We start from the raw sequence: 17,386 nt of genomic DNA, 5'->3' as shown, positions 1-17,386 counted from the left end.
AAAAAACTTTACTTTAGTATATTAGAAAGAAACGAAAAAGAGAAGGACATGTGATTCCTTCTCTTTAAATTGCCAACCGTTCCTAACCAACTTGCACTGCGAAGACAAAGTCCTTTCCCTTTGCTTCTCTTTATATTGATTACAGCACACTAGCGTGTCCTTTATAAATCATCCCTTGGGTTGCATCAACCGTAATTTCTAATCCGTCTGTAATGGTACTCGTCGCATTTTCTACACCGACGATAACAGGAATCCCTAAACTTAAGCCAACGACAGCCGCATGACTAGTTAGACCACCTTCTTCTGTTACAAGTGCAGAAGCTTTTTCAATAGAATCCATCATGTCGCGATCCGTTCCTCGCGTAACAAGAATGGCTCCTTCTGTCATTTTCTCTTTTGCTTCTTCTGGGGATTTCGCAACAACGGCTTTCCCAAAAGCAGATTTACGGCCAATTCCTTGTCCTTTACCAATCACATCACCAACTACATGTACCTTCATTAAGTTTGTTGAACCCGTCTCTCCGACTGGTACACCTGCTGTAATCACGACGCGATCTCCATGCTTCACAATACCTGTGTTTAATGATTCTAAAACAGCAATATCCAGCATTTCGTCAGTTGTTGTTGCAATATCCCCTTTACGTGGATAAACACCCCAAACAAGAGCAAGCTTACGGCATACAGCATCATCAGATGTCACCGCAACAATCGGCGCTTTCGGACGATATTTTGAAATCATTTTTGCCGTATATCCGCTTACAGTTGGTGTTACGATCGCAGCAACATTTAAGTTAAGAGCAGTGTGGGCAACAGATTGACCAATTGAATCAGTAATGGTCGTACATGCACTTTTTCTTTGTTTTGAAAGGATATGAGGATAATCTAAAGCTTGCTCCACACGTGATGCAATGTTATGCATAGTTTGAACAGCTTCTATCGGATAAAGTCCAGCTGCTGTTTCACCAGAAAGCATGATGGCATCAGTCCCGTCGAAAATAGCATTTGCTACATCGCTTGCTTCCGCTCTAGTTGGGCGTGGATTACGTTGCATCGAATCTAACATTTGTGTTGCTGTAATAACAGGCTTCCCTAAACGATTACACTTTTGGATCAGCTCTTTTTGAACTAAAGGAACTTCTTCAGCTGGAATTTCAACACCTAAGTCACCGCGTGCCACCATTAACCCATCTGATACTTCTAAAATTTCGTCAATATTGTCGACACCTTCTTGGTTTTCTATTTTCGGGATTATTTGAATGTGTTCAGCATTATGTTCCTCTAAAAGCTCACGAATTTCGAGCACATCTGAAGCGCGACGAACGAAAGAGGCCGCGATAAAATCGATCCCTTGTTCAATTCCAAAAGCAATATCCTTTGCATCTTTTTCTGTGATTCCAGGAAGTTTTACACTAACTCCTGGAACATTTACACCCTTTTTATTTTTTAAAATGCCGCTATTTAGCACTTTTGTTTTGATTTCTTTCTTTTCTCGATCAATGCCAATAACCTCTAAACCGATTAAACCGTCATCCAATAAGATCGTGGAGCCAATGTTAATATCATTGATCAACCCTGAATAAGAAACCGAGATTTTTTCAGGTGTCCCAATAACTTCTTCCATTGCAACAATTAACTCAGATCCTTCTTGTAATGAAATAGCACCATTTTCCATTGTATGTGTGCGAATTTCAGGACCTTTTGTATCTAATAAAATAGCGACAGATTTTCCTAGTTTTTTCGCAGCCTTGCGGATATTTTGAATGCGTGCTCCATGCTCTTCATAGTCACCATGAGAAAAGTTAAGCCGTGCGACATTCATACCCGCTTGTATCAATTTCTCTAGCATTTCAACGCTTTCGCTTGCAGGACCAATCGTACAAACAATTTTTGTTTTGCGCATTTAAAGTAACCTCCTAATGAGTTATGAAAACGATTCCAGAACCCTGGCATATGATAACTAAATGGAGAGCTCTTTCGATAGCTGATACATCTTTTGTTCAATTGTATGCTTTTGATCTAAAATCTCTAACATATCATGGTGAACGAGTTGATTGTTTTGGATTCCAACACAACGGCCACCTTGATTATTTAAAAGTAATTCAACAGCAAATGCACCTAATCTGCTTGCTAAAACGCGATCAAATGCTGTTGGTGAACCACCGCGCTGTATATGTCCTAAAACAGAGACACGTGTTTCAAAGTTTGTCATTTCTTGTATTTTTTTACCAATTTCAACCCCGCTGCCAACCCCTTCAGCAACAATAATAATACTATGCTTTTTACCACGTTCATGACCACGTTTCAAACGAGCGATAATGTCATCCATCTCAAAATCAGCTTCAGGGATTAAAATGGATTCAGCACCACCTGCTAGACCAGACCATAACGCAATATCACCAGCATGCCGCCCCATTACTTCAATGACATATGTACGTTCATGTGATGTCGCTGTATCGCGAATTTTATCAATCGCATCAATGACAGTATTTAAAGCTGTATCAAAGCCAACTGTAAAATCTGTTCCAGGAATATCATTGTCAATAGTTCCCGGTACTCCTACGCATGGGAATCCATGTTCAGTCAATTTTTTTGCTCCCCTGTATGAACCGTCGCCGCCAATGACAACGAGCCCTTCTATACCATGCTTTTTCAATTGTTCAATTCCTTTTTTCTGACCTTCTAATGTTTTAAATTCTTCACAACGGGCTGTATATAACATCGTCCCACCACGATGTATAATATCTCCAACAGATCCTAATTCTAATTTTTCAATTTTGCCAGAGATTAATCCTGCATAACCATGATAAATACCATATACCTCTAATCCATGAAAAATCGCTTTCCGAACAACTGCACGGATCGCAGCATTCATACCTGGTGAATCTCCACCACTCGTTAATACACCTATTTTCTTCATAAAATCACCCCACCAAATTTGTTTTGACGATATCATGTAGACAGCTAAGTCAAACGTCCTAAACAAAATCTTTACACCTTAGCCTTTTACTATTATACACAAAATATAGACAAGTGTAAGAGAAGATTTTAACGGGTCCTATACAGAAATATCATTTAAAGAACACCAGACCTAAACATAAGAGTTTCTAAACTGATAAAAAGAAAACGTGGCTCTAAAAGAAAAGAGTCACGTTTATATTTATAGTTGTACGTTATAAAATGTTCAAATTTGAAGGAGTAATCATTTCTTTTTTTGTCATTTCGCCAATTCGTTTATATTTTTCATACCGATGTTGAATTAGTTTTTCTTCACTCATTTTGAGCAGCTCTTTTAAAGAGCTCTTTAACACTTCATCAATGATTTTCGCTTGTTGGTCTATATCTCTATGTGCTCCACCTTTTACTTCAGGAATGATTTCATCAATAACTCCAAGTTCTTTTAAATCAGGTGCTGTAATTTTCATCGTTTCGGCTGCCCTTTTGGCTAATCCAGCATCCTTCCATAAAAGTGCAGCAGCCCCTTCCGGTGATATAACGGAATACGTTGAATTTTCAAGCATATGGATATGATTCCCGACTCCTAAAGCTAATGCTCCACCACTTCCGCCTTCACCAATCACGATACAAACGATAGGCACTCTTAAACCGGCCATCTCAAACAAGTTTCTCGCTATCGCTTCACTTTGTCCCCGCTCTTCTGCAGCTTTTCCAGGATAAGCACCTTTCGTATCAATAAAGCAAATAATCGGGCGATTAAATTTGTCAGCCTGTTTCATCAGTCGAAGTGCCTTTCGATATCCTTCTGGGTGAGGCATTCCAAAGTTACGGCGTATATTTTCCTTTGTATCTTTACCGCGCTGATGTCCAATAACTGTGACCGGAAATTCGTGATATTTCGCAATTCCCCCTACAATCGCTTCATCATCCCCATAGCAGCGGTCACCATGACATTCAAAAAAATGATCAAAAATCCGTTCAATATAATCCAATGTAGTCGGGCGATTAGGGTGTCTTGCAATTTGCACACGATCCCACGGTGATAATTGAAGGTAGATTTCGTTTTCTAGCTTTTGTAGACGTTTTTCTAATCTTTCGATTTCCGATGATAAATCAACATCACTCGTTTCTGTAAATTCTTTTAATTCTCGAATTTTTTCCCTAAGCTCGACAATAGGCTTTTCAAATTCTAGTTCGAAAGCCAATCAATTTCCCTCCTTTCTTGATGGATGTCGAGAATGTTCACTAAAGTTTCCTTAAGATCATGGCGATGAACGACTGCATCTAATTGCCCATGCTTTAGTAAAAATTCAGCTGTTTGGAAGTCTTCTGGAAGTTCTTCGCGAATGGTTTGTTCAATAATTCTTCGGCCGGCAAATCCAATTAATGCTCCTGGTTCAGCAAAATTGTAATCTCCTAATGAAGCAAAGCTAGCAGAAACGCCTCCTGTTGTTGGATGTGTCATAACAGAAATAATTAAGCCACCTTGATTACTAAATAATTTTAGGGCTGAGCTCGTTTTCGCCATTTGCATCAGACTTAAAACACCTTCTTGCATTCTGGCTCCTCCAGAAGCGGTAAAAATAATAAATGGTACTCGCTTTTCACTAGCTTTTTCAATTGCTCTCGTTATTTTTTCCCCAACAACCGAACCCATGCTTCCCATTCGAAAGCTTGCATCCATTACCGCTATGACAATGGGGTAACCATCAATTGTTCCTTCACCTGTTACGACTGCTTCATTTAAGTTCGTTTTTGCCCGATCTTTTTCAAGCTTCTCTAAATAGTCTGGAAAATCGAGTGGATTTTGCGAAATCAAATCTGCATCATATTCTATAAAGCTATTTCCATCCAATAAGCTTTTGATTCGATCCTTTGCTCCCATTTGATGATGGTGGCCGCAATTCACACATACACGTAAGTTTTTATTTAACTCTTTTGTATACATAATTTTTTTACAGCTTGGACATTTCGTCATGATTCCCTCTGGAATCTCTTGCTTTGCTTGTTCAGACGGGATGGTTGCATATTTCTTTTTCTTTGAAAAAATGTTCTTGATCAACTTGAAACCTCCCTTAATATCCAAGTTCTAAAGCATGGACGTACTTTCATAACTATGTTACAGCTCCGTTCACTTATTCTTCCAATTTTTTAAGGAAAGATGCTCATAGGCATCGTATAATCCTTGTTCATCTTGTTTAATTAAACAGTCTATTAATTTTTCCATGATTTGATCATTGATAGCAGGAGAGCTTGGAAGCAACGCTTGTACATATTGATTTAATACAGACCAAATTCGATACAATAAATAGTTGTCTGTTAACATTAATAATTTTGACATAATCGTATTACGATCTACCTTGTGGATGTCCTTTTTTAAATGGCTTAATTCTTGCAATGGCCTTTTTTTTAAAAGTAATAAAAGTGCATTTTTTTCTAAAAGGTCATTCATCTCCAACAAATCCTTTTTTGCTTTTGTATCTTGAAGAATGAATGTTCCAAGCAGCGGAATTAAATCATTTTCACGAACATCTTTAATATACGTCCCTTCCCCTCTCCTTGTTTCAATGATCCCTAATAATTCAAGTGCTCTCAACGCTTCTCGGACAGAAGACCGGCCAACGGAGAGACGATCTGCCAGTTCCCGTTCTGACGGAATTTTATCTCCGACTCCTAATTGATCATCTTGAATGATCTTACGAATTTTATCTAAAGTGTTTAAGAATACCTTCGAATGGGAAGGTGTCACGATAAATCACTCACTTTTCTTCGATAATCGCTAGCTTTTTCGTTTTCTCCTCAACTTCTTTCGGATTCACTTTTATGCGGGCAACCCCTGTCTCCATTGCCGCCTTAGCGACAGCAGCAGCCACTGCAGGTGCTACACGTGGATCAAACGGTTGAGGAATGACGTAATCTGGACGAAGCTCATTGATTGAAACGAGCGATGCTATCGCTTCAGCTGCAGCCATTTTCATTTGTTCATTAATGTGAGTAGCACGAACGTCTAATGCCCCACGGAAAATCCCAGGAAAAGCAAGGACGTTATTGACTTGATTCGGGAAATCGGAACGACCGGTCCCAATAACTTTTGCGCCTGCTTCTCTCGCTTCGTCTGGCATGATTTCAGGAACTGGATTGGCCATGGCAAAAATAATAGGATCATCAGCCATTGATTGGATCATTTCTTTCGTGAGTGCTCCTTCAACAGATACTCCGATAAATACATCCGCTCCTTTAATCACATCACCTAATGTACCTTCAATTCGATCGTGATTTGTAAATTTCGCCACTTCTTCTTTAATATGATTCATCCCGTATGAACGGCCTTCAAAAATCGCTCCTTTAGAATCACACATAATAATATCGCGGACGCCATAACGGTATAATAATTTAATGATCGCAATTCCTGCGGCACCAGCACCGTTTGCCACTACTTTAATATTTGACATCTCTTTTCCGACTAGTTTTAAGGCATTCATTAATCCAGCTACCGTTACAATAGCTGTTCCGTGTTGATCATCGTGAAAAATTGGGATATTCGTTTCTTTTTTGAGACGTTCTTCAATTTCAAAGCAATTTGGCGCTGCAATATCTTCTAAATTAATGCCACCAAACGTAGGCTCTAGTAATTTAACGGTTTCTACAATTTTATCGACATCTGTAGTATCTAGGCAAATCGGGAAGGCATCAACCCCAGCAAAACTTTTAAATAAAACCGCTTTCCCTTCCATCACTGGCAGCGCTGCTTCCGGTCCGATGTTGCCAAGCCCTAAAACAGCTGTTCCATCAGAAACGACAGCAACCATGTTTCCCTTCATTGTATATTCATATACTTTATTTTTATCATCGTAAATCGCTTTACAAGGTTCAGCCACCCCCGGCGAATACGCCAAGCTTAAATCCTTGGCATTACGTACTGGAACTTTTGATTTAGATTCTAGTTTTCCTTTATGGATTCGGTGCATATGTAATGCTTCTTCTCTTAATGACAATTTAATCACTCCTTATGAGACTATGTGTTATAGGTGGTCTGACCACTATGTTACTTATTCAATATACCATATTTTTATTTATTGTAAAGAGGAGCTATTCCTTCTTGAAAACTACATTTTGTCTTCCTAGAATTTCTGATAATCTTTGTACACATACCGGATTCGGTTCAACTGAAAAATCAGCTGGCAGCTTAACGGTTTTTTGGAGAAATTCATAGTATACGTATACAGGAACTGATCCAGGATAGCGTCTGATAATTTCTTTTAGTTTATATAAATTCCCCTTTTTCTTTGTTTCTTCTTCAATTTTCAGAAACAAAGCACCTTCTCTTTTTTTCTCTTTTAATTCTTCTATTGAATGGACATGATTGACAATCAATTGAAGCTGATTTTGTCTTTTCTCTATTTTACCAGCGAGCAGGACGACCGTTCCATTTTTAAGTTTATCACGATATTTACGGAAATGGCTTGGAAAAATGACTGCATCTATTTCGCCACTGCTATCTGACAAATGAGCAAACGCCATCGTTTCCCCTTTTTTTGTTCGAATGGGTTTTACATTCATTAAATAAGCACCTAATTTAACTTGTTGATCAACCTTGTTTAGGCTATTTGCAATTTGGATCGCCCCTTCTGCATTCAAAACAGCCGCAAACGAATCTACAGGGTGACTGGAAAAATAAAAACCTAAAACCTGTTTTTCAAATTTTAACTTTTCCTCTATATTTAATGGTTCCACTTTAACATACTTCGGCTTAATATTCATTTCTTCCTCTAAAAACAAATCCATTTGCTCTTTATCATCCATTTTTAAAAGCTCTGCATGATTCAAAGCAACATCAATAGATGCTAACAAGGTAGCGCGATCCTCTCCAAACTCATCCATTGCCCCAGAAAAAATAAGTGACTCTATTGTGCGGCGGTTTACCGATTTAGGGGAAATTCGAACACAAAAGTCAAATAAGTCTGTAAACGGCCTTTTCTTTCGCTCTGTAAAAATTTCTTTTAAGGCTGAATATCCGACATTTTTGATCGAGGCTAAGCTATATCGAATCCCACCTTGTTCAACTAAAAAATGATCACCGCTTTTATTAATGGATGGCGGTAAAAAGCGAATCCCTTTCTGTTTGCCTTCTCTAATATATTGTGCAATCTTGCTTTCATTCCCACTTACACTCGTTAATAACGCTGACATAAAATAGAGCGGATAATGAGCTTTTAAATATGCTAACTGAAACGCAATCATGCTGTAGGCGACAGCATGACTTCTGTTAAAACCGTAGTTGGCAAATTTAACAATTAAATCATAAACATGATTCGCTGCTTCTTTTGTATATCCTTTACGGATACATCCCAGAACAAAATGATCTCTCTTTTCATCTAACAATGATTTTATTTTTTTCCCTACTGCTCTCCTTAGTAAATCCGCTTCACCTAATGAAAACCCAGCCATTTTTGCTGCAATTTCCATAATTTGTTCTTGATAAACAATGATCCCATATGTGTTTTTTAAAATGTCTTTTAAATCATCGTGTGGGTATTGAATAGGTAATCGTCCATGTTTACGGTCTATAAATAAAGGGATATTTTCCATTGGACCGGGTCTATACAAGGCATTCACCGCAACGATGTCTTCAAGCGACGATGGCTTTAGCCTCTTTAATACATGACGCATTCCCTCTGATTCTAACTGGAAGACCCCAGTTGTATCTCCTTTTGAAAGGATGGAAAACGTTAAATCATCTTCATATCCAATTTGTTCAAAGGATATTTTTTTTCCTTCATATTTTTGAATTAAAGCTTTTATATTCTCGATTAATGTTAAATTGCGTAACCCTAAAAAATCCATTTTTAACAAGCCGACATCTTCTAAATGCTCCATTGAAAATTGCGTTAAATAAATGTCATGATGTCCTTCTTGAATAGGAATCATTTCTGTTAAAGGCTTTTCACTAATAACAACGCCTGCAGCATGTGTTGATGAATGACGCGGAAGACCTTCAACCTTCACTGCAATATCAAAAATTTTCTTGGCAAGTACTGATTGGGATATTCTTTCCCTAAGAGATGCTGACTCCTCATATGCTTCTCTTAATGTAATGCCAGGCTTTGAAGGTATGAGCTTTGCCAATAAATCCACCTCTTTTTGTGAAGCCCCTAACACCCTTGCTACATCTCGAATCGCTGCTTTTGCCGCTAACGTACCAAAAGTAATAATTTGGGCCACATGTGCTTTTCCGTACTTTTTCGCCACATATGAAATCATTTCATCCCTGCGCGTATCAGGGAAGTCAATATCAATATCAGGCATTGTGACTCTCTCAGGATTCAGAAATCTCTCAAACAGTAAATGATATTTAATCGGATCGACGTCTGTAATATTTAAGACATAGGCAACTAATGACCCAGCAGCTGAGCCACGTCCAGGTCCTGTTACAATTCCTTGTTCATGTGCATACCTCATGAAATCCCAAACAATTAAAAAATAATCACTAAACTGCATTTTTTTAATAATATCAAGTTCGTAAAGGAGTCTGTCAACGTATTCATCTGTCGGATTTGGAATTCTCTTTTTTAAACCCTCTAAACATAATTGTTCTAAGTATTGATTTTTTTCCAAGCCTTCCGGAACAGGATATTTAGGAAGATTCAGCTGTCCAAGACGCAAATCAAGTTGACATTGATTCGCAATCTTCTCTGCGTTACGAATCGCTTCCGGAGTCTCTTTAAATAGCTCCATCATTTCATTTATCGATTTCAAATGATAATTCTTATTTATGAACGCTTCTTCTCCCTGCTCAATTTGTGTTCCGTTTTTAATGGCCACTAAACAATGCTGGGCAAAAGCATCCTCTCGATGAACGTATAAAACATCGTTTGTAGCAACGAGCGGAATGTTTAGCTCAGCTCCTAGCTTCCGAAGCTTTTCTAGTAAAATTTTTTCCTCTTTTAATCCATGTTGTTGAACCGACAGATAAAAAGAGTCCTCCTCCATCATTTGTTGAAAATATAAAGCCGCTTTATAGGCTTCTTCTCTTTTTTCTTCTAGAAGGAGTCGTTCAATAATCCCGTTCATTCCAGGAGTTAGGACAAATAAATCATGACAGTACGACTTAAATAAAGAAAGTGGAAGCCCTTTCCGATATTTTGTTTGCAGGAGGCTGCTCATTTTTAATAAATTTTTGTATCCGTTATGATTTTTTGCTAACAGAACAAAGGGATAGGCTTCTTCTTTTATTTGTACAGAAGCAGTTAAACCTAAAATTGGTTTAATTCCCTTTTTTTTGCACAATTTATAAAAAGCAATAGCCCCATACATAACATGTTCATCTGTAAGAGCAAGGGCAGAAAATCCGTTTTTTTCCGCTTCTTCTACTAACTTATGTATACTTGCAGCACTCGAAAGCAAGCTGTAAGCACTTTTTACTTGAAGGTGAACGAATGACAATCAAACTCCCACCTTTTCACTAATGTTATACCTCATTATAGTCTTATTCCATTATACAAATAAAGCGAAATTGCTTTTATTCATTGTAGGCATCTCGACCATGAGGGATATATTTTGTGTTTGTCCATATATATAGTATCGAAAGGATGATGTCATATGCATTCAGAAGCATTTATTTCAACATTTATAAAAGTGTATTTTATTGCTTTTGGTGTTTTATTTGGGGGAGCATTAATCGGAGGGATTGGGGCATATTTAGTAGGAGAGGCACCGCTTACCTCTATATTCAGGTTAGCAAACAAACTAAAGATTTGGGCACTTGTTGCAGCCATTGGCGGCACTTTCGATACATTTTACAGTTTTGAACGAGGGCTTTTTGATGGAGCTACAAAGGATATTGTGAAGCAAATTCTCCTTATTATGTCAGCAATGGGAGGGGCGCAAACAGGCTGGCTACTCATTACTTGGTTTACTCAGGAGCATGTGTCATCATGAGAATCCCACCGTATTATCAAAAGCCATCTTGGCAGCGCTTTTTTGTTGGAATGGTTTTCGGAGCGATGATTAGCTGGGGATTTTTTTTATATTCATATAGTGTTCTTCAGGAAAAAAACGTCGAAATCATTACGAAGCAAAAAGATACCATTAAACAGTTGAGAAAAGAAAACAAAATTTGGAAGGAAGACATCCAAAAATTAAATGATCAAAACGAAAAATTATTAACTGTCCAAAATATAAAAGTGAACATTAAAAATGCTGAGCGTTATAAATTGGATAAAATTATGGAATACTTAATAAAAAAGCACGTTGAAGAAGATTTATCAGACTTGAAAGCGAAAGATATTGAAAGTGTGATTAACACTAGACATTTAATCACGAAAGCTATTGAAAATGAGGAATTTAAGGTGGAGGATAAAGAATATAAAGCAAAAGTATCACAACTTGTCATTTCTACAACGATTATTGTAGAAATCGAAATTGTTTCTGTAAAATAATTCCTTTCTTATAGGCTTTTTTCGTAAACTTTGTTCGGTTCACGTCACACTAAAGTGGGAGATAGCAAGCGTGTCGCTTGCCTGGACAGTCGAAAAGCTATGGTTGTAAAGCAACAATCTTTTAGAAAAGAGCCTTCTTATTTAAAAATGTGAACAACTAATAAAAAAACTTGAAAGTTTTTTGAATATTTTTTAATTTTATCGCATTTATTTTTATTTTTGGATACAATAAAGATAAAGAAATATCATAATTGTAAAAGTACCAATTACAGCTCTTAAAACGCAAAACTTCTCAAAGAGAAAATGGAATCATTTTACAGCGTAACGTGATTTCGTACAGCGAGCAAAAAAAAGTGAAAGGAGGAAGTGAAAATGTTTGTCATTGACCATAAACAAATGGCTAAAGAAAAAGTGAATCAAATTCGAAAAGGTAGATCTGCATATGCGGAATCTGCAAATTTAGTGAGCTTAATTAAAAAGGAGCTAGAATGTGAAAATATAAAAGTATATGAAGATGTCACTGAATTCGGCTGCTGGTTTATTCCTGTTCGCGAAGAACAATAGCTTCTGAGCCTCATACTCATGATCCGCCTTCATTAGCTCCCTCTTACTCTTTATTCCATAATTCAGTAAAAATATTACAGCCATTCAAAAAATGTTGCAGACTTATGAATCACTGGGGCTGTCCAAAAAGTCACGTTAACTGACTTTTTGGACCCCTTTTATTTATTTATGCATTTTCACAAAGCGCCTCTAGCTCGGCAATAATTTTGTCAGCTTCATCCCAGTTGTAAATGGTTGCCCCAGCTGCTAATGGGTGGCCTCCACCATTAAATTTTTTGGCTAATTCGTTTATGATAGGTCCTTTTGAACGGAAGCGAACACGAATTTGTTCTTTTTCTTCAATGAAAAATACCCAAGCCTTTAATCCTTCAATATTCCCAAGCGCTCCAACTAATTGAGATGCTTCAGAAGGGAGAACGTTGTATTCTTGCAACAATTGTTTTGTCATTTTGATATAAGCAGCACCAGACTTGAACATCGTAAAGTTTTGTAATAAATATCCGTGTAATTTAGCTACATTAAGCTTCGTTTTATACATTTCATTATATAAGTCTGTATAGGAGAAGTCATATTCAATTAATTCACTAGCATATTTAAACGTTTTTTTCGTTGTACTTGGAAATAAAAACCTACCTGTGTCCCCTACAATTCCAGCATAAATAAGCCGAGCACACTCTTTTGACATTGAAAGGCCAAAATCTTTTCCGTATAAGTAAAATTCATATATCATTTCACTAACTGAGCTTGCACTCGTATCAACCCACAATAAATCACCATATGCATCTTCATTCGGATGATGGTCGATTTTGATTAAAAAGTCCCCTTTATTATATCTTTGATCACTAATACGCTCTTGATTGGCCGTATCGCAAACAATGACAAGAGCTCCGTCGTACTCATGATCATCAATTTGGTCCATTTTATACAAAAATTCGAGGGATGGATCTTCTTCTCCAACAACAAAAATTTGTTTACTAGGAAATGAGCTTTTTAAAAGCTCTGCTAATCCACATTGAGACCCATATGCATCAGGATCTGGACGAACATGGCGGTGAATAATAATTTTGTCATATTGCTTAATTTTTTCTAAAATTTCCTTTTTCATTACATTCTCCTTCTTTATCATGACTTTTCTATCATTATTAAACCATATTCTAGAGAAATAAATGAAGAGTTATTGGTAATTTCATTCTAGAAGCATTAAAATAATAATTGGATTTTAATGATGGAGGTTGTTTTATGCCAGTATTTGTTATTCTTATTGTCCTTTCCCTCTCTTTTTATGTATTTTATAAAATAAAATTTTTTCAAGCGAAAAAACCTATGGAGAAACAATGGATCTCAACTAAATCGAGCATCGCACTGGGCTTATTTGTTTTCTTTTTCGGTTTAAATCAACTATTTTTATTTCGTTCAACTGTTTCGCTTATTGTCGGTATTATATTTATTCTCATTGGTGCTTTAAGCTCATGGGCTGGCTATAAGGCATACAAACATTACTACCTTTTAGCGGTTAAAGAAGCCGAAGAATCAAGATAAAAGTCAAAAAGGGACAGGGTCCAGTGAAAGGCCTGTCCTTTTCATGATTAATAGCGATCAATTAGCTGCACCATTAACATCGCCTTACCAACTACTACCCCATTTTGATAAACTTCAACGTCGATTTTCCCGAACTTTCTACCTACGTCCAAAATTCTCGGATGAATTTCAATGATGCTCTCCATTTGCACTGGTTTTAGAAAATAAATCGTCATATTTTCTACTACTAATTCCCCTTTTTTTTGCTGCCGTAAATGGTAGTTGGCCGCTTCCGTAATTAACGTAGTAAAGGCTCCATAGGAAATGGTTCCATATTGATTCGTCATTTGCGGTGTTACTTCACAGCGGAAAACATTTGTTTCTTTCGCATCATCAGATAAATTGACAATTTGTCGAGTAATAATATCATCAATCTTTTCTCCCGTGTGTGGTTGTCGTTGGATGGATTGCAATGCTTTTAGCACATCTTGTCGACTAATGATTCCTTCTATTTGCCCGCTTGAATTCACAACAGGAAGCATTTCGATCCCTTCCCAAACCATCATTTGCGCTACGGAGGCAACAGATGTTTTTCCAGAAACTGTAATCGGATTTTTGGTCATAACTTTCTCAATCAAAGCATGTTTTTCATGGCCCATTATATCTTTGGAAGTCACGATTCCAACTACCTTTAAATTAGAATCAATAACTGGGAAACGGCCATGACCTGTCTTTTTGTTATATTCATACCATGTTTCAATTTTATCATCAGGCTTTAAAGATACAGTTTTTTCAACAGGTGTTAAAATATCTTCAACTAAAACGATTTCTTTTTTAATCAGCTGGTCATATATTGCTCGGTTAATCATGGTGGCAACGGTAAACGTATCATAACTCGTTGAAATGATCGGAAGTTCGAGTTCATCCGCTAATTTTTTATTGTACTCGTCTGTATCAAAGCCCCCGGTAATTAAAACGGCAGCTCCGGCTTCTAACGCAGATTGCTGAGCTTTCGTTCTATTTCCAACAATTAATAAGTTGCCGGCCCCTGTGTAGCGCATCATTGCCTCAAGCTTCATGGCACCGATTACAAATTTATTTAACGTTTTATGAAGCCCAGCTCTTCCGCCAAGTACTTGTCCATCAACAATATTGACAACCTCTGCATAAGTAAGCTTTTCAATATTTTCCTTTTTCTTTTGTTCAATTCGAATCGTACCTACTCGTTCAATCGTACTAACATACCCTTTATTTTCAGCATCTTTAATTGCTCGGTAAGCAGTGCCTTCACTAACATTCATCACTTTCGCAATTTGTCTAACCGAAATTTTTTCACCAATTGGCAATGATTCAATATATTGTAAAATTTGCTCATGTTTTGTCGCCAAACCATTTCACCCTTTTTCTGGTCAGTCTATTAAATGTGACAACTTCTTAAACAACTTTATTATATCGGTGAAAAGGTTTCTTATCAATGTAATGACGACTGCTGACGCTTATACTTATTAGATGTAGTTTTTTTGCCTTTTAAGACATTGTATTTTTTATCTTGATCAAGATATCCGTATAAGTTTCCACCGATCGTACAAAGTGCAAAAATCAACCAGGTCAAAGAAAAAATAGTTTGCTCAAGCGATTTTGTCACGGAAAGATAAGGAAGACTATAAAAAAGAAGTCCAATACTTAAACAAAAATAAAGTAATCTTTTCAACTTTATCTTTTCCTCCTATTTATTTTCACCTACTTTCTATATTGCATACGAGGCTTGATTCGATTTTATGATAATTTTTTATTATTAAAAAAGCTCGGCGGTTGCCGAGCTTTCAGACTGCCCACAAACGATTGCATTCTTTGTTTCTTTTTTACTTCGCCCGCATCGCGCTTCATTACCGTACTTGGTATCTCCTCTCCTCATCGGGCTCGTGCCTCGAGACATGGGTTTCATTCAGCCTGAAAAGTCGTTCTATGTAGACTTTGTCTACAAACTACTTCAGGATAACTCAATCGACTCACCTGGTGAAAGAACCTTTCCAACTCCTTCAGGAAGTAATTGTACAAAGCTATGGGGGTTTTGTTGAATAACAGGAAATGTATTGTAATGGATTGGTACAACTCTTTTCGCCTTAAGCCATTTTGCTGCATCGCTAGCATCTTCTGGGCCCATCGTAAAGTTATCACCGATTGGCAGGAATGCTACGTCAATTTCATGACGCTCCCCAATCATTTTCATGTCAGAAAACAACGCAGTATCTCCTGCATGATAAATCGTTTTTCCTTCAGCTGTAAACAAGATTCCTGAAGGCATCCCTGTATAAATGATATTTTGCTGTTCATCAGAATAGCTTGACCCATGAAAAGCTTGTGTCAGTTTCACTTTTCCAAAATCAAATGTATGCGCACCACCAATGTGCATAGCATGTGTTTGAATTCCTTTGTAGCTTAAGTATGTAGCGAGCTCAAAAGGAGCAATGACAAGGGCATTATTTCTTTTGGCTATTTCCACTGTATCTCCTACATGATCATTATGGCCGTGTGTTAACAAAATCGCATCAACCTTGACATCCTCTACTTTTAAATCCGTAAGCTCGTTGCCATTAATAAAAGGATCAATGATCACTTTTGTCCCATTCGTCTCAATTTGAACAACTGAATGTCCATGGTATGATATTTTCATAAATTCCCCCTCCTCTTTTCTTCTATCGTACAAAAAATTTTATGAATTGTCATACGATTACTATTCTAAATTTCTTTTACATTCCTTGTAAAATCTCAAGTGCGGATTTGTAAGGCAACTGATGGGCTTCTGCAACCGCTTTATAGGTGACGTATCCATTTAACGTATTTATCCCTTTACGTAGCGACTCATTTTCAAGTGCCGCTTTATGATAGCCTTTATTCGCAATTTGCAAAGCATATGGGACTGTAACGTTCGTTAAGGCGATCGTAGAAGTTCTAGGAACGGCCCCTGGCATATTAGCAACTGCATAGTGTAAAACTCCAAATTTTTCATAAGTTGGATTGTCATGTGTGGTTATCCGATCCGTTGTTTCAAAAATTCCTCCTTGGTCAATGGCAATATCGACAACGACAGAGCCTTTAGCCATCGATTGAACCATTTCTTTAGTAACTAATTTCGGCGCACGAGCACCCGGTATTAAGACAGCGCCAATGACTAAGTCCGACTCTTTCACGGCTTCCATGATATTATAAGGATTTGACATTAACGTATGAACATCTCGTTTAAATACATCTTCAAGCTGACGAAGGCGATCAAGATTTACATCTAATATCGTTACATCAGCTCCTAAACCAACGGCAATTTTGGCCGCATTTGTCCCTGCTACACCTCCGCCTATAATGGTTACTTTTCCTCTTTTTACCCCTGGTACTCCTCCTAATAAGATTCCTTTTCCCCCTTTCGTTTTTTCTAAAAATTGAGCCCCAATTTGGGCAGCCATTCTTCCAGCTACTTCGCTCATCGGTGTTAAAAGGGGTAAAGAACCATTTGGAAGCTGTACGGTTTCATAGGCGATTCCAACCACTTTTTGATCGATTAGCGCTTTTGTTAATTCCGGCTCTGCTGCCAAATGTAAATACGTAAATAAAATAAGCCCTTCACGAAAATAAGAATATTCTTCTTGGAGCGGCTCTTTTACTTTCATCACCATATCCATCGACCAAATATCCGCAGCCGAATTTAATATTTTCGCTCCCGCTTTTTCATATTGATCATCCGCAAACCCCGAACCAATACCAGCTCCTTTTTCTATATAAACGTCATGTCCGGAATTGATTAAATGAACGACTCCTGCTGGCGTGATGGCAACACGATTTTCATTGTTTTTCAATTCTTTAGGAATGCCAATTTTCATTTATAACCCTCCATTATGAATAAGGTTATTACAATTATT

16 protein-coding genes are annotated in these 17,386 nt (G+C 37.4%); 4 read left to right on the top strand and 12 right to left on the bottom strand.

What is annotated here, in order from left to right; all coding sequences use genetic code 11:
- Window positions 1-139 precede the first annotated feature (139 nt).
- The 7 genes from pyk to dnaE all read right to left on the bottom strand — a co-directional run bounded on the left by pyk (window position 140) and on the right by dnaE (window position 10,398).
- Window positions 140-1,900 (bottom strand): pyruvate kinase, encoded by a 1,761-nt coding sequence (gene pyk, locus J2S06_RS00775; protein ID WP_044893420.1) that lies wholly within the window; start codon window positions 1,898-1,900, stop codon window positions 140-142.
- 57 nt (window positions 1,901-1,957) lie between these two features.
- Complete coding sequence (gene pfkA, locus J2S06_RS00770) at window positions 1,958-2,917, bottom strand: 6-phosphofructokinase (protein ID WP_044893419.1); 960 nt, start codon at window positions 2,915-2,917, stop codon at window positions 1,958-1,960.
- A 253-nt stretch (window positions 2,918-3,170) separates the two neighbouring features.
- Window positions 3,171-4,160 carry an acetyl-CoA carboxylase carboxyl transferase subunit alpha gene (accA, locus tag J2S06_RS00765; protein ID WP_419150996.1) on the bottom strand — a complete coding sequence of 330 codons (990 nt, stop codon included), beginning with the start codon at window positions 4,158-4,160 and terminating at the stop codon, window positions 3,171-3,173.
- Window positions 4,145-5,017 (bottom strand): acetyl-CoA carboxylase, carboxyltransferase subunit beta, encoded by an 873-nt coding sequence (accD, locus tag J2S06_RS00760; RefSeq protein ID WP_419150995.1) that lies wholly within the window; start codon window positions 5,015-5,017, stop codon window positions 4,145-4,147. The genes accA and accD overlap by 16 nt, the downstream gene beginning before the upstream one ends.
- Window positions 5,018-5,086: 69 nt before the next feature.
- Entirely contained in the window at window positions 5,087-5,704 is a 618-nt protein-coding gene (locus J2S06_RS00755; RefSeq protein ID WP_044893416.1) for a FadR/GntR family transcriptional regulator, read from the bottom strand.
- Window positions 5,705-5,714: 10 nt separating this feature from the next.
- Window positions 5,715-6,950 (bottom strand): NAD(P)-dependent malic enzyme, encoded by a 1,236-nt coding sequence (locus J2S06_RS00750; protein ID WP_044893415.1) that lies wholly within the window; start codon window positions 6,948-6,950, stop codon window positions 5,715-5,717.
- 94 nt (window positions 6,951-7,044) lie between these two features.
- A complete protein-coding gene (dnaE, locus tag J2S06_RS00745; protein WP_419150994.1) occupies window positions 7,045-10,398 on the bottom strand; it encodes a DNA polymerase III subunit alpha in 3,354 nt (1,117 codons plus the stop codon).
- 156 nt (window positions 10,399-10,554) lie between these two features.
- Here dnaE and J2S06_RS00740 point away from each other — a divergent pair, with 156 nt between their 5' ends.
- The 3 genes from J2S06_RS00740 (at window position 10,555) to J2S06_RS00730 (ending at window position 11,957) form a co-directional block, all read left to right on the top strand.
- Window positions 10,555-10,893 carry a YtrH family sporulation protein gene (locus tag J2S06_RS00740; RefSeq protein WP_419150993.1) on the top strand — a complete coding sequence of 113 codons (339 nt, stop codon included), beginning with the start codon at window positions 10,555-10,557 and terminating at the stop codon, window positions 10,891-10,893.
- Window positions 10,890-11,393 carry a sporulation membrane protein YtrI gene (gene ytrI, locus J2S06_RS00735; protein ID WP_419150992.1) on the top strand — a complete coding sequence of 168 codons (504 nt, stop codon included), beginning with the start codon at window positions 10,890-10,892 and terminating at the stop codon, window positions 11,391-11,393. Before J2S06_RS00740 ends, ytrI begins: the two co-directional genes overlap by 4 nt.
- 372 nt (window positions 11,394-11,765) lie before the next feature.
- Window positions 11,766-11,957, top strand: a complete 192-nt coding sequence (locus tag J2S06_RS00730) for a hypothetical protein (RefSeq protein ID WP_044893411.1) — start codon at window positions 11,766-11,768, stop codon at window positions 11,955-11,957.
- A 166-nt stretch (window positions 11,958-12,123) separates the two neighbouring features.
- Here the strand turns inward: J2S06_RS00730 and J2S06_RS00725 are convergent, their stop codons facing one another.
- The gene (locus J2S06_RS00725) at window positions 12,124-13,062 is read right to left on the bottom strand and encodes a DHH family phosphoesterase (RefSeq protein ID WP_044893410.1); all 939 of its coding nucleotides are present in this window, start codon (window positions 13,060-13,062) and stop codon (window positions 12,124-12,126) included.
- A gap of 134 nt (window positions 13,063-13,196) precedes the next feature.
- Between J2S06_RS00725 and J2S06_RS00720 the strand changes: the two genes are divergently transcribed.
- Window positions 13,197-13,496 (top strand): YtpI family protein, encoded by a 300-nt coding sequence (locus J2S06_RS00720; RefSeq protein ID WP_419150991.1) that lies wholly within the window; start codon window positions 13,197-13,199, stop codon window positions 13,494-13,496.
- A 47-nt stretch (window positions 13,497-13,543) separates the two neighbouring features.
- On the opposite strand, the gene J2S06_RS00715 is transcribed toward J2S06_RS00720, so the two are convergent.
- The 4 genes from J2S06_RS00715 to ald form a co-directional block, all read right to left on the bottom strand.
- On the bottom strand, window positions 13,544-14,863 hold the full coding sequence (locus J2S06_RS00715; RefSeq protein ID WP_419150990.1) for a DRTGG domain-containing protein: 1,320 nt from the start codon (window positions 14,861-14,863) through the stop codon (window positions 13,544-13,546).
- 83 nt (window positions 14,864-14,946) lie between these two features.
- The gene (locus J2S06_RS00710) at window positions 14,947-15,186 is read right to left on the bottom strand and encodes a hypothetical protein (protein WP_419150989.1); all 240 of its coding nucleotides are present in this window, start codon (window positions 15,184-15,186) and stop codon (window positions 14,947-14,949) included.
- A 279-nt stretch (window positions 15,187-15,465) separates the two neighbouring features.
- Entirely contained in the window at window positions 15,466-16,149 is a 684-nt protein-coding gene (locus J2S06_RS00705) for a metal-dependent hydrolase (RefSeq protein WP_419150988.1), read from the bottom strand.
- 76 nt (window positions 16,150-16,225) lie between these two features.
- Window positions 16,226-17,347 (bottom strand): alanine dehydrogenase, encoded by a 1,122-nt coding sequence (ald, locus tag J2S06_RS00700; RefSeq protein WP_044893405.1) that lies wholly within the window; start codon window positions 17,345-17,347, stop codon window positions 16,226-16,228.
- Window positions 17,348-17,386 lie beyond the last annotated feature (39 nt).

The sequence above is a fragment of the Bacillus alveayuensis genome, assembly GCA_030812955.1.
GTDB lineage: Bacteria > Bacillota > Bacilli > Bacillales > Aeribacillaceae > Bacillus_CB > Bacillus_CB alveayuensis.
The sequence above is the reverse complement of the archived record's forward strand: the minus strand, read 5'-3'. Positions and strand labels throughout refer to the sequence as shown.

What these genes read in the sequence shown, in the direction of transcription:
- J2S06_RS00720 (WP_419150991.1), top strand. Translation starts at nt 13,197, where the DNA reads ATGCCAGTATTTGTTATTCTTATTGTCCTTTCCCTCTCTTTTTATGTA.
- ytrI (WP_419150992.1), top strand. Translation starts at nt 10,890, where the DNA reads ATGAGAATCCCACCGTATTATCAAAAGCCATCTTGGCAGCGCTTTTTT.
- J2S06_RS00730 (WP_044893411.1), top strand. Translation starts at nt 11,766, where the DNA reads ATGTTTGTCATTGACCATAAACAAATGGCTAAAGAAAAAGTGAATCAA.
- pfkA (WP_044893419.1), bottom strand. Translation starts at nt 2,917, where the DNA reads ATGAAGAAAATAGGTGTATTAACGAGTGGTGGAGATTCACCAGGTATG.
- ald (WP_044893405.1), bottom strand. Translation starts at nt 17,347, where the DNA reads ATGAAAATTGGCATTCCTAAAGAATTGAAAAACAATGAAAATCGTGTT.
- pyk (WP_044893420.1), bottom strand. Translation starts at nt 1,900, where the DNA reads ATGCGCAAAACAAAAATTGTTTGTACGATTGGTCCTGCAAGCGAAAGC.
- J2S06_RS00740 (WP_419150993.1), top strand. Translation starts at nt 10,555, where the DNA reads ATGCATTCAGAAGCATTTATTTCAACATTTATAAAAGTGTATTTTATT.
- J2S06_RS00705 (WP_419150988.1), bottom strand. Translation starts at nt 16,149, where the DNA reads ATGAAAATATCATACCATGGACATTCAGTTGTTCAAATTGAGACGAAT.
- J2S06_RS00725 (WP_044893410.1), bottom strand. Translation starts at nt 13,062, where the DNA reads ATGAAAAAGGAAATTTTAGAAAAAATTAAGCAATATGACAAAATTATT.